Origin of the sequence: Dyadobacter luticola, assembly GCF_005860805.1 — a bacterium.
Taxonomy (GTDB): domain Bacteria; phylum Bacteroidota; class Bacteroidia; order Cytophagales; family Spirosomataceae; genus Dyadobacter; species Dyadobacter luticola.
The window spans coordinates 681,645-697,362 of record NZ_VCEJ01000005.1 but is presented as its reverse complement, the minus strand read 5'-3'; the positions used below and the strand labels follow the sequence as shown (position 1 = coordinate 697,362).

The 15,718-nt window shown below is 46.3% G+C and carries 11 protein-coding genes; 6 read left to right on the top strand and 5 right to left on the bottom strand.

Annotated features, from left to right (window positions below; translation table 11 throughout):
• Positions 1–58: 58 nt before the first annotated feature.
• Positions 59–1,138: a class II fructose-bisphosphate aldolase gene (fbaA, locus tag FEN17_RS22020; RefSeq protein ID WP_138367539.1), complete on the top strand. Its 1,080-nt coding sequence runs from the start codon at positions 59–61 to the stop codon at positions 1,136–1,138.
• A 64-nt stretch (positions 1,139–1,202) separates the two neighbouring features.
• On the opposite strand, the gene FEN17_RS22015 is transcribed toward fbaA, so the two are convergent.
• The gene (locus FEN17_RS22015; RefSeq protein ID WP_229208944.1) at positions 1,203–1,577 is read right to left on the bottom strand and encodes a winged helix-turn-helix transcriptional regulator; all 375 of its coding nucleotides are present in this window, start codon (positions 1,575–1,577) and stop codon (positions 1,203–1,205) included.
• A 134-nt stretch (positions 1,578–1,711) separates the two neighbouring features.
• Between FEN17_RS22015 and FEN17_RS22010 the strand changes: the two genes are divergently transcribed.
• Together FEN17_RS22010 and FEN17_RS22005 are read left to right on the top strand one after the other, a co-directional pair.
• Complete coding sequence (locus tag FEN17_RS22010; protein WP_138367538.1) at positions 1,712–2,419, top strand: DsbA family oxidoreductase; 708 nt, start codon at positions 1,712–1,714, stop codon at positions 2,417–2,419.
• Positions 2,420–2,501: 82 nt separating this feature from the next.
• On the top strand, positions 2,502–5,069 hold the full coding sequence (locus FEN17_RS22005) for a DUF5686 and carboxypeptidase regulatory-like domain-containing protein (protein ID WP_138367537.1): 2,568 nt from the start codon (positions 2,502–2,504) through the stop codon (positions 5,067–5,069).
• Here FEN17_RS22005 and FEN17_RS22000 read toward each other — a convergent pair whose 3' ends face one another.
• Positions 5,070–6,926 (bottom strand): M1 family metallopeptidase, encoded by a 1,857-nt coding sequence (locus FEN17_RS22000; protein ID WP_138367536.1) that lies wholly within the window; start codon positions 6,924–6,926, stop codon positions 5,070–5,072.
• Positions 6,927–7,175: 249 nt separating this feature from the next.
• Here FEN17_RS22000 and FEN17_RS21995 point away from each other — a divergent pair, with 249 nt between their 5' ends.
• A complete protein-coding gene (locus FEN17_RS21995) occupies positions 7,176–7,340 on the top strand; it encodes a DUF1328 family protein (protein ID WP_138367535.1) in 165 nt (54 codons plus the stop codon).
• Positions 7,341–7,406: 66 nt separating this feature from the next.
• Here the strand turns inward: FEN17_RS21995 and guaA are convergent, their stop codons facing one another.
• A complete protein-coding gene (gene guaA, locus FEN17_RS21990) occupies positions 7,407–8,936 on the bottom strand; it encodes a glutamine-hydrolyzing GMP synthase (protein WP_138367534.1) in 1,530 nt (509 codons plus the stop codon).
• A 254-nt stretch (positions 8,937–9,190) separates the two neighbouring features.
• Here guaA and FEN17_RS21985 point away from each other — a divergent pair, with 254 nt between their 5' ends.
• Entirely contained in the window at positions 9,191–11,644 is a 2,454-nt protein-coding gene (locus FEN17_RS21985; RefSeq protein WP_138367533.1) for a TonB-dependent receptor, read from the top strand.
• 114 nt (positions 11,645–11,758) lie between these two features.
• Here the strand turns inward: FEN17_RS21985 and FEN17_RS21980 are convergent, their stop codons facing one another.
• On the bottom strand, positions 11,759–12,949 hold the full coding sequence (locus tag FEN17_RS21980) for a phosphoglycerate kinase (RefSeq protein WP_138367532.1): 1,191 nt from the start codon (positions 12,947–12,949) through the stop codon (positions 11,759–11,761).
• A gap of 214 nt (positions 12,950–13,163) precedes the next feature.
• Between FEN17_RS21980 and FEN17_RS21975 the strand changes: the two genes are divergently transcribed.
• Positions 13,164–14,915, top strand: coding sequence for a VRR-NUC domain-containing protein (locus tag FEN17_RS21975; protein WP_229208968.1), 1,752 nt, complete (start codon positions 13,164–13,166; stop codon positions 14,913–14,915).
• On the opposite strand, the gene FEN17_RS21970 is transcribed toward FEN17_RS21975, so the two are convergent.
• Complete coding sequence (locus FEN17_RS21970) at positions 14,883–15,692, bottom strand: endonuclease/exonuclease/phosphatase family protein (protein ID WP_138367531.1); 810 nt, start codon at positions 15,690–15,692, stop codon at positions 14,883–14,885. The two genes, FEN17_RS21975 and FEN17_RS21970, sit on opposite strands and share 33 nt — an antisense overlap.
• Positions 15,693–15,718: the final 26 nt, after the last annotated feature.

Here is a 15,718-nt window from a genome sequence, read left to right as displayed (position 1 = left end):
ATTCATTTTCAATGTCGGAATTGCCTAATTATTTCTTGAAAAAATCTTCTTAATTACTATGAGCGAAACCACAAAACGCTTTGCCCCCGGAGTTGTTACCGGTGATGGTGTTAGCGAAATTTTCCGCCATGCCAACGAAAACAACTACGCCCTTCCGGCAGTTAACGTGGTGGGAACCAATTCAGTAAATGCGGTATTGGAAACTGCGAAAGCAGTAAACAGCCCGGTGATCATCCAGTTTTCAAACGGCGGTGCTATATTTTACGCAGGAAAAAGCCTATCGAATACCAACCAGCAGGCTGCGATAGCCGGTGGTATCTCGGGTGCGATGCACGTGCACCAGATGGCGGCACTTTATGGTGTTCCTGTCATTTTGCATACCGATCACTGCGCCAAAAAATTGCTTCCCTGGATCGACGGTCTTTTGGAAGCTGGCGAAAGATATTTCGATCAGCATGGCATTCCACTTTACAGCTCCCACATGCTGGATTTGTCGGAGGAGCCGATTGAGGAGAACATTGAAATTTCTTCCAAGTATTTCGAGCGTATGGCCAAGATTGGTATGACGCTGGAAATTGAGCTGGGTGTAACCGGCGGTGAAGAAGATGGCGTGGATAACAGCGATGTAGATAGTTCAAAACTGTATACCCAGCCGGAAGAAGTAGCTTATGCTTACGAAGAACTGCTGAAAATCTCTCCAAATTTTACGATCGCAGCTGCTTTCGGTAATGTTCATGGGGTGTATAAGCCAGGTAATGTGAAATTGGAGCCGAAAATCCTTCGTAATTCACAAAACTACATCCAGGAAAAATTCGGAACCGGCGAATTGCCCGTAAACTTCGTATTCCACGGAGGATCAGGCTCTTCCCGCGAAGAAATCCGCGAAGCGATCGAGTACGGCGCGATCAAAATGAACATTGATACGGATATGCAATGGTCGACCTGGGAAGGTATCCTGAAATACTACAAAGAAAAAGAAGGCTATCTGCAAGCCCAGCTAGGCAACCCGGAAGGCCCTGATGCACCAAACAAAAAATACTACGATCCCCGCGTCTGGCTCCGCAAAGGCGAGGAAACGATGATTCAAAGACTGAAACTTGCGTTTGAGGATTTGAACTGCATCAACCAGCTGGGGTAATTGTTTGATTGGATATTTTTAGAATGAGAGAAGCAACCTGAGAGGGTTGCTTTTTTTGTTTGGCTCAAACCGTCACTTCTCCCATCATCCGCTCCCGATGTTTCATCCCCCACGCCCTCAAAACCTCGATCACCACCTTTAAAGAATGCCCGTAGTCGGTTAGGGAGTATTCCACTACGACCGGAATGGAGTCATACACCTTGCGTTTCACGAGTTCGTTGCATTCCAGGTCGCGGAGTTCTTTGGAGAGCATTTTGTCGGTGATGCCGGGGACTTCGCGGGCTATTTGGGAAAAACGTTTGTTGCCGAACATTAAGGAGACGATGATCGGCAGCTTCCACTTACCATTTAAAACTTCCAAAGCATCGCGGACCGGCAGGATGCTTTTTGTGCATTCGCCCAGCGTGTGGCCATTCATCGTTTTTTCGGTGTCCTTCATGATTCTCTGAACTTGTTTAGCTACCCTTTTGTATAGTACTAACAAATGTATAGCATATTTATTTAAGTTTGCATAAGAATTTAATAAAGTGATATTGAAACTACATTACCACAAAAATTTTAAAGTATAAAATCATGAAAGTAGAGATATGGAGTGATGTGATGTGCCCTTTTTGCTATATCGGGAAAAGGCGGTTTGAAACAGCATTGGCACAATTTCGTAATAAAGACCAGGTCCAGGTAGAGTGGAAAAGTTTCCAGCTGAACCCGCAGATGAAGACGGAACCGGGCAAAACCATCAACGAATACCTGGCGGAAGTAAAAGGCTGGACGGTGGATTATGCCCAGCAAATGAATGATCATGTGACCAGTATGGCCGCAGACGCTGGTTTGGAATACAATATGGACCAGGCGGTTGTTGCCAACTCATTTGATGCGCACCGTTTTGTACAGTTTGCCAAAACAAAAGGCCTGGGCGACGCGGCGGAAGAACAACTTTTCAAAGCGTATTTCACGGATGGTAAAAATACGGCCGACATTGAAACATTGGTTTCCCTGGGAGCAGAAATCGGTCTGGACGCAGAGGAGTTGAGAGCGGTACTGGACGGCACGAAATACAGTGATGAGGTCCGCAAAGACATTCATGAGGCGCAGCAGGTGGGCGCGCGAGGTGTTCCGTTTTTTGTTTTGGACAGAAAATATGCGGTTTCGGGTGCGCAACATTCTGAGACATTTTTGAATGCTTTGGAACAATCTTTCGGCGAGTGGGAAAAAGCCAATCCCAAACCGTTAGTTGCTTTTGCTGAGGGTGCTGCGTGCACTACCGACGGGGAATGTGACTAACAAAAGCGCTGGTACGGTTATATAAGTAGTGAATTGGGTATTTTCGCCCGATTTCTACTTATAGCTTTTAAACCGTACGCTGATGCGCATTGCAGTGCTCCTGCTCATTTTATTGTCATTTAAAACGGCTTCCGAGGCAGGAGGCATCAAAGGGCGCATCACCACAAAAACGGGTGATGCGCTTCCCTATGCGGGTATTGCAGTGAGCGGCACCAGTAATGGTACCATGGCCAATGCCGACGGCGACTACCTTTTCAGCCTCGCACCGGGCACTTATGAGATCGTTTTTCAATACCTGGGTTTCAAAAGTGAAACCAAATCGGTTACGGTTGCAGATGGTTTTGTTGAGGTCAATGTTACGCTTGAGGAACAGGCGCTGAGCCTGCAGGAAGCCACGATTGGTACCGGAAAAGAAGATCCTGCGTATACCATCATGCGCCGGGCGATCGCCAAAGCGCGTTTTCATCAGTTGCAAATACGAGGTTATACGGCAAAAGTTTATTCAAGAAGTACTGCGCTGCCAACCAAAATCCCTTATCTGCTGGAAAGAAGGTTGAAGAAAGAAGGTATCCAGGAGGGGAAGGCTGTTCTAAATGAAAGTGTGGCCGAAATCAAATACCGCCGCCCCGGACATTATTCTCAGCGCATCGTTTCTACGCGTAACAGTCTGGATAACAGCATCCCCTCTCCCAATGATTACATTCTGGCGAGTTTATACAGCCCCGAAATTGCGGGTACCATTTCGCCGCTTTCCCCCAAGTCATTTGCCTACTACCGCTTTGAATATGAAGGATATTTCCTGGACCAGGGGCGAACTGTAAATAAAATAAAGGTCATTCCGAAGGCTTACGGGGAAGGTGTTTTCAAAGGAAGTCTTTTCATTCTGGAAGATTACTGGTCGATTCACAGTTACGATTTACAAACTACAACGCAGGGATTGAACATTTCTGCCAAGCAGATTTTTAGTCCTGTACAGAATGTGTGGGTACCTGTCAACCAACAATTTAGATTAACCGGAAGCTATCTCGGATTTGCGGGAGAATTCAAGTATTTGGTATCTCTTAGTTATGAAAAACTGGATGTTGATCCGGGTTTGAAAGAAGATATCGTCATTAAAGATCATAAAAAAGAAGAAGTGGCCGATGCCGGGAAGCGAAAAAAGGATCTTGAAAATCTGATCAAAAACCAGAAGGAATTTTCAACCAAAAACTTCCGGAAACTGACGAAACAGTACGAAAAGGATCAGAAAAAAGAGAATAAGAATTACGAGACTAGCGACCGGCTGGTGCGGGAAGATTCGATCATCATTGATCCGATGGCGAATAAACGGGATACGGCTTACTGGGATGCGCTCCGCCCGATCCCACTTACCAAATCGGAAGTATCGGGTTATGTTTTGCAGGACAGCATTCAGGTTGTCAAAGATTCTTCCAGGACGAAATCACGGCCTGACTCGCTGTATTTCAAGGCGAGACATTTGGCAACCGGGAATACCTACACACTCGGAAACCGCCGCACATTTTATTTCAAAAGCCCTCTACTTTCGATCAGTTACAATACTGTTGAAGGTAATGCAATCAATTTTCTGACGGAGTGGCAAAAGCGGTGGGGTAAGTCCAGTTATTGGAGCATTAAGCCGCTGGTGCGCTATTCTTTTGGCCGGAAAAGGGTTTACGGGCAACTGGAAACGATAGTCGGAAACAATAAATGGAACCTGGCGCTTTCCGGGGGCGAAATGGCCAGCCAGATCAACAACAATAACCCGATACAGCCGCTGGCAAACAGCATGGGCGCCCGGTTTTTCGACCGGAATTTTATGAAAGTCTACCAGAAACAATTCGGGCGGGCAGATTTTACATTACGGAACATTGCGGATATCCTCACCCTTAATGCGGCTGTAGAATTTGAACACCGGAAAGAATTGTTCAACCAGTCGAGCGCGCGGCCCATTTTCTTCTGGAATGATTACAGCTATACGCCCAACCGGCCAATTAATAAAGAACTTGAAAATACCGGCTTCCCGATTCATAACGCAACTATTCTGGATTTGACAGCCACATTGCGTCCGTGGCGGAGGTACCTGATCCGGAATGGTGAAAAACGGTATCTGAGAAGTCGCGGGCCGGCATTTAGTGCCAATTACAAGCGCGGCGTCGGTGTTTTGGGCGATGTAGATTATTCCATATTGCAGGCGACGATTCGGCAAAATATGGATTTAGGACCCAGGAGCGGGCTGGAATATCTGGTAAATGGGGGTAGCTTTTTGAGCAAAAAACACATGTATTTCCCTGATTACCGGCACTTTATGGGAAATGAGTTTTTCTTTCAGTACACCTACCCGCCCGATCAGTTCCGGATGTTGCCTTACTACCGGTATAGTACCAATGCCTGGTTTTTCCAGACGCACGTCACCTGGTCTTCGCAAAATTTCCTGCTGACGCGGGTGCAGGCTTTGCGGGTAACCGGACTCTCGGAAACATTACAGCTGCATTACCTCAGGGTGCCGACGATCCACAACTATTCGGAGCTGGTATACGGCATTGATAACATTTACCGGGTGCTGCGCCTGGAAGCGGTGGCCCAGTTTCACGGCAGTCATTTTGTGAAAATGGGATGGCGTTTCGGAACGTCCATCCCATTTGGAAGATAATTATTTGCTTGGCTCGGCCTTGAATCGCGGCAGTTCTTTTGTCTGCGTCGGATACACATTGTTATCCTCATTCATATCCGCCATTCTTTCACTCGGATCGATGACAATGTAGCGGATCTCGGCAAGGCTGCGCTTGATCGTGAACGAATACTCGGGGAATGTCCAGCCCCAGTCCGGAAGCAATGTGGTTTTGGTATAAAGTCTTTCCGTTTTTTCGCCCCGCATGATTTCCAGCGGTATGTAAAAATTCTCCTGCGTCCCGTCAGTGTACGCTACTACCACATCCAGCGGCATCGGCATTTGACCAATTCTTCCCAGTACTACATCCGTTTTCTCCGCATTGGGCAAAACTTCCTTAATGCTGTAATCGATCGTTTTGGTCGTGCCCACAAAGTCCTCAAAGTACCAGTCCAGTTCCAGCCCTGATTCTTTTTCCATGATGCGCTTCAAATCCGTCGGGTTAGGGTGTTTAAATTCCCACTCATTGAAATATCGCTTGATGGCTTTTTCAAATTTATCTTTCCCGATAATGTAATTCAGCTGATTCAGGAAAACCGAACCTTTGGAATAACTGGCCAGGGAATAAGCGCGATTGGTATTATAATGATCCGCATGCGTCGTGAGCGGCTCTTCCAGACCTGATTTCACGAGAGAGCGATAACTGTTAGTGCTTTTCAATTGCGGATCGGGCAGACTTGGGAACATTTGCGACATCACGATGTTTTCGGCATAAGTCGCGAAACCTTCATCCATCCAGGGATATTTGGATTCATTGGTCCCCAACAAATGCTGGAACCAGCTGTGGCATGCTTCGTGTACCATCACGCCCACCAATCCCGACCAGTTTTGGCGACCATTAATTAATGTTGCCATGGCGTACTCCATACCGCCGTCGCCACCCTGGATTACAGAATATTGTTTGTAAGGATAGCGGCCAAATCGCTGGTTCATAATGTTAAAGCAGCGCACTGCGTAAGGCTCCATTTGTTTCCAGGCAGCGGCCAGGCTATCGCCTTTGTAAAAGAAATGCAGGTCCAGCTTATCATCCACACGCACAATGTCGTGTTTATAATCCCGGTCGGCGGCCCACACGAAATCGTGCACTTCGGGCGCGATAAAATGCCAGGTCAGCGTTTCACCAGGCTTATGCGTCACAACATTTGACGTGTAACCGTGCCCGATTTTTTCGGGGTTTTGCAGGTAACCCGTAGCAGCAACTACATACGCGGCATCTAATGTTATCTTCACATCAAAATCACCCCACACGCCATAGAATTCCCTGGCAATGTATGGGTTGGAATGCCAGCCTTCGTAGTCATACTCGCACAACTTCGGGTACCACTGCGCCACTGAATATTCAATACCTTCTTTATTATTTCGCCCAGTCCGCCGAATTTGTAACGGAATCTGCGCCTCGAATTCCATTTCAAATGTATGCTGCGATTTGGGCAGGATTTGTTCATTCAAAGTCACTTCCAGTATGGTGCCAACCACTTCATATTTAACCGGCTTACCATTGTGTTTCAGGGAAACGATTTTTTCATAACCGATTTCGGCTGGCGACAATTTTGAAATCCGGTCTTTCACGCGTGCATCCGGGTCACTGATGGAGCGCGACCGGGCGTCCATCTGGCTGCCGGGCTGGAATGCGTTGAGATATAAATGGTAAAAAACTTTTTGCAGCGTGTCGGGGGAATTGTTGCTGTAAACCAGCTTTTGTGTGCCTTTATATTGATGTTTTACGGCATCAAAATCAACATTCATCTGGTATTTCACACGCTGCTGCCAGCGATCACTTTGCGCAGCCACATTCAAAACCACTGTGATACACAGTAGCATACATAACTTCAATTTCATTCTCAGGATAAATTAGCAGGTTAGTTTACAAAATAACGGATTTGTGGGGGAATACAGATATTCGGCCGGAGGTTTGGAAATCTTTACGCTGATATTGGGAAGCAAACTCTACAAAATACCACTATTTCTTTTTAAAAATACACGATTACAGCCCAGTTTCGCATTTTTGGACATATAATACTTCTGGCACATAATTGGTAAAAGTGGTATCAGAATTAGTTATTAAGAAACTTAAACACTTTGTCAATCATGCTTAGATGGACCGTAATATTTCTGATCATCGCTATCATTGCTGGTATCCTTGGATTCGGCGGAATAGCTGCCGGAGCGGCTGGAATTGCTAAAATTCTTTTCTTCGTATTCCTTGTACTTTTTGTACTCAGCTTGCTAAGCCGTGGCGTCGGGCGATCCTGACAACGCGAAGATATTTAAATGAAAAAAGCGAACATCGGTTCGCTTTTTTCATTTATTGGCATTCTGTTATTCCCACTCAATGGTAGCCGGCGGCTTTGAAGAAATGTCGTAAACGACGCGGTTCACGCCTTTTACCCGGTTGATAATGTCATTAGAAACTTCTGCCAGGAATTCGTAAGGCAAATGTGCCCAGTCGGCAGTCATACCATCAATGGAAGTTACTGCGCGAAGCGCGACCACACTTTCGTAAGTCCTTTCATCTCCCATCACACCTACACTTTGAACTGGCAGCAACATGGCTCCTGCCTGCCACACGTCTTTATATAAATTCCATTTTCTCAAACCTCCGATAAAAATCGCATCCACATCTTGTAAAATCGCCACTTTTTCAGGGGTAATGTCGCCCAGGATCCGAATTGCAAGACCTGGTCCCGGGAAAGGATGACGTCCGAGAATTTTTTCATCAATTCCCAATGTGCGTCCTACTGCTCTTACTTCGTCTTTGAACAAGGTATTCAGCGGTTCCACGATTTTCAATTTCATGAAATCCGGCAAGCCGCCCACATTGTGATGTGATTTGATCGTCGCCGAAGGTCCTTTAACAGAAACTGATTCAATGACATCGGGATAAATCGTGCCCTGGCCCAGCCATTTCACTTCTTCGATCAGATGTGCCTCCTGATCAAAAATATCGATAAAGGATTTTCCGATCGCCTTGCGTTTTGACTCCGGGTCGGTCAGTCCTGATAATGCCTGATAAAAATGCTCTTTCGAATCTACACCTTTAATATTCAGACCCATGTTCTGATAAGAATGCAGCACTTCTTCAAATTCATCTTTCCGCAGCAGACCATTATCTACAAAAATGCAATACAAATTGGCGCCGATCGCCTGGTGGACCAATGTTGCCGCCACGGTAGAATCTACCCCGCCGGAAAGCGCCATCACCACTTTATCATTGCCCAACCTTTTGCGCAAACTGGCTACTGTCTGTTCAACAAATGATTCGGAAGTCCAGTCCTGCTTGCAGCCGCAAATCTTGGCTACAAAGTTATACATCAGCTTTTTACCCTCTGTGGTATGTGTCACTTCCGGGTGGAACTGGATACCGTAAGTCAGCTCATTTTCGATTTTGAAAGCAGCCACCTTCACAGATTCCGTGGAAGCAATCACGTGGAAATCTTCGGGAGCGCGAACAATGGTATCGCCGTGAGACATCCAGACCTGGGAAGATTCGGACAAACCTGCGAGCAGCGAAGAATCGGTATCATCGATTACCAGCTTGGCACGGCCATATTCCCGGTGCTGTGAAGGTTTTACATCGCCACCCAGTTCCTGAGCAAGCATTTGGGCGCCATAACAAACGCCAAGTACCGGCACGATCTTGCGAAACTGGTCCAGGTCGATCCTTGGAGATTCGGGGTCCCGCACCGAGCAGGGACTTCCTGAGAGAATTACGCCTTTGATATTCGGAGTGAGGGCGGGGAAATTATTGTATGGGTGGATTTCACAATAGACATTAAGCTCACGGACACGTCGCGCTATTAATTGTGTATACTGTGAGCCAAAATCCAGAATCAGAATTTGTTCAGTCATATATATGCTATCTAAATCGCAAAGGTAGGGAGATTGCCCGAAACCAGCGAAAAATTACCATTCAAACTTTTTTTGACCGCTTAAGCAACATTCCTTATTCCCTTTGTATCTATAAACCGGTACTCAGACACACACCGTCCGTTTAAATAACAGAAAAACCACTTATGTAATCTAAGGTTCTATGTTATACCAAGTACTTACTTTTGCTTCGTACTCAGGTTCACAAACGGTACAACGAACATAATCTATTAGCCATGAAATTCTTGATCAACCTAACTGTAGCATTGCTACTGAGCGGCACTTTTGCGTTCGCACAAACTGCTCAACCCCCAGCCGGAAAAGGAAAAGTTGCGGGTGCTATCCTTGATGAAAAGGCCCAACCGTTTCCATTTGTCAATGTTTTACTCCTTCAAGCCAAAGATTCTGTCTTGGTAAAAGGCCTTGCGGCCGACGAAAGCGGCAAGTTTTTATTCGACCAGGTGGCTGCCGGAAAGTACCTCACATTGGTTTCGATGGTGGGCTACCAAAAAAGTTACAGCGCTGTTTTTTCTGTGGATGAAAACACGGTCACACTCCCTACAACTTCCCTAAAAACAGACATTCAGTCGCTCAGCGAAGTGACTGTGGTCGCTAAAAAACCATTCATCGAGCAGCAGATCGACCGCACGGTGGTGAATGTGGAAAACAGCATTGTCTCTGCCGGAGCGACCGCCCTCGAAGTGCTCGAAAGAGCGCCGGGCGTAACGGTCGATCAGCAAAATGAACAATTGAAACTGCGTGGCAAAGAAGGGGTTATCGTCCAGATTGATGGTAAACAAACATTCCTTTCTCAGCAAGAACTAATCACGCTGCTCCGCAATACACCCAGCGATAACATTGAAAAAATTGAGCTGATCACCAATCCTTCTGCCAAATACGACGCGGCCGGTAACTCGGGCATCATCAACATTAAGATGAAACGCAACAAAAATTACGGAACCAACGGTAATGTGAACATTGGCGCCGCCTGGGCTAAATATGGCCGCGGAAGTGCCACCGCAACGGTCAATCACCGCGCAGGAAAAATCAGCACATTCATCAGCGGAGGCGCTTTTTTGAATAAAGGATTTAACAATAATGACATTTACAGAAAAATCCCTTTTGAAGATAAAGTGACCGTTTTTGACCAGAGAACGGAGCGCATCAACAAATCGGAATATTATAATGTGCGCGCCGGACTTGACTATTTTGTGACTGACAAAACAACGATCGGAGTGCTGGTTTCAGGTTTTTATAACAGTTTCAGCAATCCTTTCGGACAAACCAATACCCGCATTCTCGACGGAAACCTGGTTTTGCAAAGAACCTTCCGCACCAATGTTTTCAACGGAGGTACCATGAATAACGGGAGCGCGAATGTCAATTTCAAGCACCAGTTTGACGACAAAGGCAAGGAGCTGACTTTTGATGTAGACTACGTGAATTATGGCGGCAAGAAAAACAGCACGCTCGACACCCGCTACTATCTGCCAAACGGTCAGCAAGATGGAAATCCGGAAGCCGTCCGCAACAATATGCCGTCGGACATTAACATTGGTGTTGCGAAACTTGATTATGCGCAGCCGCTTTGGAAGGGAAAATTTGAAACCGGTCTGAAATCAAGCTACGTAGCTTCCGATAACAACATGGTTTTTGAAACCAAAGCCGATGACTGGCAACTGGACCCGACCCGCTCCAATCGTTTCAAATACACTGAAAACGTAAATGCGGCTTACCTGAATTACAGCGGCAACATTTCGAAAAAAGTGAAATACCAGGTCGGACTACGCGGCGAGCACACACATTCAATTGGTAATTCTGTAACATTGAACCAGAAACGCGACCGGAACTATGTGAACCTTTTTCCGAGCGTATTTTTGTCTAACCAGCTGGATACCAACAACGTACTGAACATTTCATACAGCCGTCGCATCGACCGTCCGAATTATCAGTCGCTGAATCCATTTGAGTTTTATCTGGATCCTTACACATTCCAAAGAGGTAACCCGAACCTGAAACCGCAGTATACCAACTCGTTCCAATTAGTCCACGTTTACAAAAACTTCCTGAACACGACACTTGCCTACAGCCGCATCAAGGATATGATCGCCGACGAGCTGCCACAGCAGATCGCTTCTGAAAACAAGACATTTGTGACATCGGATAACCTTGATAACCAGGACAATGTGAGCCTGACGCTATCCTTCCCCATAAAAATCGCGAAGTGGTGGAACGTACAAACCAACTTTACCGGAGTATATAATCATTATAACTCGATCTATCTCGACGAAAAACTGGAAATCAAGCAGGCTTCGTGGAATATGTACGCCAGCAACCAGTTTACCATCAGCAAAACGTGGTCAGCCGAAATCTCGGGCTGGTATAATAGCAGGGCGTTTTACGGATTGTACGCCGCCAAGCCGATGGGGATGTTGAATGCAGGTTTGCAGAAAAACATTTTGAACAAAAAAGGCACGATCCGTCTCAATGTCAACGACATTTTCTGGACCAACAAATTCCGTGGAAAGGCGATTTACAAAGACATTGATTTTTCCGTCAAATCGCAGTGGCCGAGCCGCCAGTTCCGGTTGACATTTACTTACAATTTTGGTAACCAAAATGTAAAAGGCGCCCGCCAGCGCAACACCGGCTCTGATGATCTTCAGAAACGGGCAAACGGCGGAAGTTAGAAAGGAATTCCGGCCTTCTCAGGCCAGTGTTCATAAATTAGTTAGGTTTGTTATATAGAAAATGCATCCCACGATTTGCGGGATGCATTTCTTATTGATACCTAACTAAAAAAATTACACTTCCAGCGCAGCAACACCCGGTAGCACTTTTCCCTCCATGTATTCCAGCAACGCGCCGCCACCTGTCGAAACGTAGCTTACGCGATCGCCAAAACCTGCGTTGTTGATCGCAGAGGCAGAGTCACCGCCGCCGATCAGAGAAAATGCATCATTTTCTTCGGTCACCGCTACCACCGACTCTGCGATGGCATTGGTACCTTTTGCAAAATTCGGGAATTCGAAAACGCCCATTGGACCGTTCCAAAGAACTGTTTTAGAATTTTTAATGATCTCGGCAAAGATCTTCACCGTTTCAGGACCAATGTCCAGCCCCTGCCAGTCGTCAGGAATTTCGCCAGCTGCAACTACTTTGCGCTCGGCATCATTGCTGAATTTATCTGCGATTAAAGTATCTACCGGCAAAACCAGGTTCACGCCTTTATCTTTTGCTTTTTGTACCAATTCCAGCGTAAGATCCTGCTTGTCAGCTTCGAGCAAAGATTGTCCGATGCTGCCGCCCTGTGCTTTGGAGAATGTATATGACATACCGCCGCCGATGATCAGGTTATCCACCTTATCGATCAGACGTTCGATGATCAATATTTTATCGGAAATTTTAGCGCCTCCCATGATTGCCGTAAATGGTCTTTCAGAATGTTCCAAAAGTCTTTCAGCATTATCAAGCTCAGCCTGCATCACATATCCGCAAACTTTATCTTTGAAAAACTTGCCGATTACCGCCGTAGAAGCGTGTGCTCGGTGTGCAGTACCAAATGCGTCCATCACCCAAACGTCACCGAGTTTCGAAAGTTTTTCAGCGAAATCTTCGTTGCCTTTTTCTTCTTCCTTATAAAAACGCAGGTTTTCGAGCAACAAAACTTCGCCCGGATTCAACGCGCCAGCCATCTCTGTGGCACTTTCACCAATGCAATCGTCAGCGAATTTTACCGTTTTACCAAGGATCAGCGAAAGCGGATTAACAAGGTGTTTGAGAGAATACTTTTCGGTAGGGCCGTCCTTCGGGCGTCCCAGGTGTGACATTAAAATAACGGAACCTCCGTCGTTAAGAATCTTGCTGATTGTGGGAATTGTCGCACGGATCCGGGTGTCGTCCGTGATCTCGAATTTGTCGTTAAGCGGGACATTGAAATCCACGCGGACCAAGGCTTTTTTGCCTGAGAAATCATAAGAATCTAATGTAGTCATGGGCAGGTAAAATTGTTTTCCATAGGAAACAAATGTAAACCAAATTCTTTATTATATACTACGATTTTGAGAAAAGGCGGCATCCGTAATAGGTATAGTACAATTTAATCTTTCAATTTTTCTGAAAAATCAATACTTAACCAAATTTTAATAAATGCGGACTTATTGGTAATTTTAGTTTTGTAATCAAATAGAATTCCCCGTTTTGAGCGACGTGTTACCGGATCCAATTGTGCAGAATGCTGAGTCGCGAAACCAGTTCCCGACGGACCTGCCTCCCAAATATTACCACGAATATTTTACTTATGTGCTCGATTTTGTCAGGCGCCGCTACTGGCATGTCCTGAACGAAAACGAGACGATTTTTCTAGACAGCTACGACGGGCTTTCGGAAGATGCACAATGTCTTTTTATTCGTTTCAGCAACCGCAGCAAGTCTTTTTTCAGGGTTAACAATGTCTCGTACTCTGAAATCGAGGACATGCCCGCGGTACTGACCGAACTTTTGGAAAACCATTTTATAGAGTCGATTTGCGAGGCGCATAAGGAGCGTTTTGCCGAGATCATCGACCTTTTTACCAAGCCTGAACTACTGGTTTTGACTAAAATGCTGGAACCGGATGTGATGCCTTCCAAAAGCATTAAAAAGCCTGATCTGGTGCGCTGGCTGCTACATACCTACGATTTCAGCGCGCTTTGCGAGGTCATTTCCGAGATGGAGCCGGTGGTGAAAGTGACCTTCGAGGCGGAGGTTATGCTGATGAAATTCCTGTTTTTCGGCAACCGTAATGCGGATATGACCGAATTCGTGATCCGCGACCTGGGCCACGTACGCTTCCAGAATTTCGACGAGCAGCATTTATCGATCCAGTTTGAAACCCGGAAGGATGTGGACGATACGCTGATGGTTTCTTTGATGAAGGAAATGTTCGATGTGATCAAGCAGGAGCAGCCGCCGGAAGACATTTACGACTGGTTTATGAACTGGCATGCCAGCAGCGGCACCGGCCTGAGCGCGAAGGCAACTGCTTCGTTCAATGCATTCATTCTCAGGGTAAGTGCCTGGCTTGAACGCAAGAAAATGCTGTCGCAGGCTTTGACGATTTATCAACTTACCAATGATGCCCCGGCGCGTGAGCGGCGTGTGAGACTGCTTTTTAATCTCGGTGAAATCGAGGAAGCGCTGGCACTTTGCGAAGAAATTGCGGAAAGCCCTCAGAATGCCGACGAGCGCTTTTTTAGTCTTGATTTTTATGAAAAAATAAAAAATAAAAAGAGCCGGATCATTAAGAGGACGACACGGGCACTCAAAGCTGCGGAAGCGATAGAAGTGGCGGTTTCCTTCCGTTTCCGGGTGGAAATGGGGGCGATAGAATATTACCAGTCACTGGGCTACAATGCGTTTTTCAGCGAGAATGAGCCCTGGCGCACCTTATTTGGACTTTTGTTCTGGGACATTATTTATGATACGAATGTCCAGACGATACATAACCCCTTCCAGCGCATCCCGACGGATTTTTTCCTGCCTGATTTTTATTTCAAAAGGTCTGATTTGTTGAAAGAAAGACTGGCGGCGGCGCATTCCAAAGAAATCATAGACGAAATGGTGCGCCAGACTTACGAGGAAATGTATGGTACCACCAATGTGCTGGTGCCCTGGTACGACGGCGCGCTGGAAAAAGTACTGACATTAACATCCCTGCTTACCGTCGAGCAGATTCGGCTCGTGATGCTGGAAATAGCGTTGAACCTCCGCGAGAACACCCGGGGATTTCCGGATATCCTCGTCTGGAACGAAACGGAGTATGCATTCATCGAGATCAAATCACCGACCGACCACCTGTCGTCACGGCAGCTGCACTGGCAGCATTTCTTTGTCGAACATGGTGTAAAAAGCCGTGTGGTGCGGGTTAACTGGCTGAAAGAAGAGATTTTAGTCCAAAGTGAAAGTAGCGACGACCGGTAAATGGTCCGACGCGTATTTTTCATCGATCACCCGCGTATCCGAGCTTTTGAGGCGGTTACCTTTCATGGCCATGATAAAATCGATGGTTTTGTTGGGATTCTCCACCGGGATCGTTGGCTTGCATTCCATACAAGTGCGGGTGAAATATTTGTCGAAATACGCGATCACCTGACTTTCAGGCACGGCATTGAAATCGCCGGCGAGTATCATTGGTAACTTATTGTCTCCGAAATGTTTCATGAATGTTTCGGCCTGCAAAACACGGTTCGGCTCTTTCAAACCCAAATGTGTACTGGCAAAGATCATTTTCTCTTTGTTAGGTAATGTTACCGTCACGGCAGCCACGGTCCGGTTTTCTTCTTTTAATTCAGGATTGATGGGCAGCTCGTAACGCACAGAATCAGTAATCGGAAATTTTGTCAAAACCGCCACACCATAATCGCCACCCTGATGGTCTATCGCTTTGGAAAAATAAAATTTCATCCCGGTCAGCTCCGCGAGCTGCTGCGCCTGGTTTTTTCCTTTGCCCGACCGCTCGGTGTTACTGTCCACTTCCTGCAATGCGACAAAATCCGGCTTTTCCGCATTGATCACTTTCGCGATCGCCTCCACATCAATTTTGTCCCCGGCCGAAGGTGGGTTACAGTGGTGAATGTTGTAGGTCATCACCTTGAATTGCTGCTTCTTGATAGGTTTTTTATCGAAAACCGCAGCAGGCACATTTAGAAAAACAGAACAGCAAAGTAGCAGCAGCAGGAAAGAAATGCCCTTTTTCATCGTAATTTTAAAGGTTTAGAATAAAT

Excerpts from the sequence above, each read along its gene's own strand:
- fbaA (WP_138367539.1), top strand. The coding sequence starts at position 59 with ATGAGCGAAACCACAAAACGCTTTGCCCCCGGAGTTGTTACCGGTGAT.
- FEN17_RS22015 (WP_229208944.1), bottom strand. The coding sequence starts at position 1,577 with ATGAAGGACACCGAAAAAACGATGAATGGCCACACGCTGGGCGAATGC.
- FEN17_RS22010 (WP_138367538.1), top strand. The coding sequence starts at position 1,712 with ATGAAAGTAGAGATATGGAGTGATGTGATGTGCCCTTTTTGCTATATC.
- FEN17_RS22005 (WP_138367537.1), top strand. The coding sequence starts at position 2,502 with ATGCGCATTGCAGTGCTCCTGCTCATTTTATTGTCATTTAAAACGGCT.
- FEN17_RS22000 (WP_138367536.1), bottom strand. The coding sequence starts at position 6,926 with ATGAAATTGAAGTTATGTATGCTACTGTGTATCACAGTGGTTTTGAAT.
- FEN17_RS21995 (WP_138367535.1), top strand. The coding sequence starts at position 7,176 with ATGCTTAGATGGACCGTAATATTTCTGATCATCGCTATCATTGCTGGT.
- guaA (WP_138367534.1), bottom strand. The coding sequence starts at position 8,936 with ATGACTGAACAAATTCTGATTCTGGATTTTGGCTCACAGTATACACAA.
- FEN17_RS21985 (WP_138367533.1), top strand. The coding sequence starts at position 9,191 with ATGAAATTCTTGATCAACCTAACTGTAGCATTGCTACTGAGCGGCACT.
- FEN17_RS21980 (WP_138367532.1), bottom strand. The coding sequence starts at position 12,949 with ATGACTACATTAGATTCTTATGATTTCTCAGGCAAAAAAGCCTTGGTC.
- FEN17_RS21970 (WP_138367531.1), bottom strand. The coding sequence starts at position 15,692 with ATGAAAAAGGGCATTTCTTTCCTGCTGCTGCTACTTTGCTGTTCTGTT.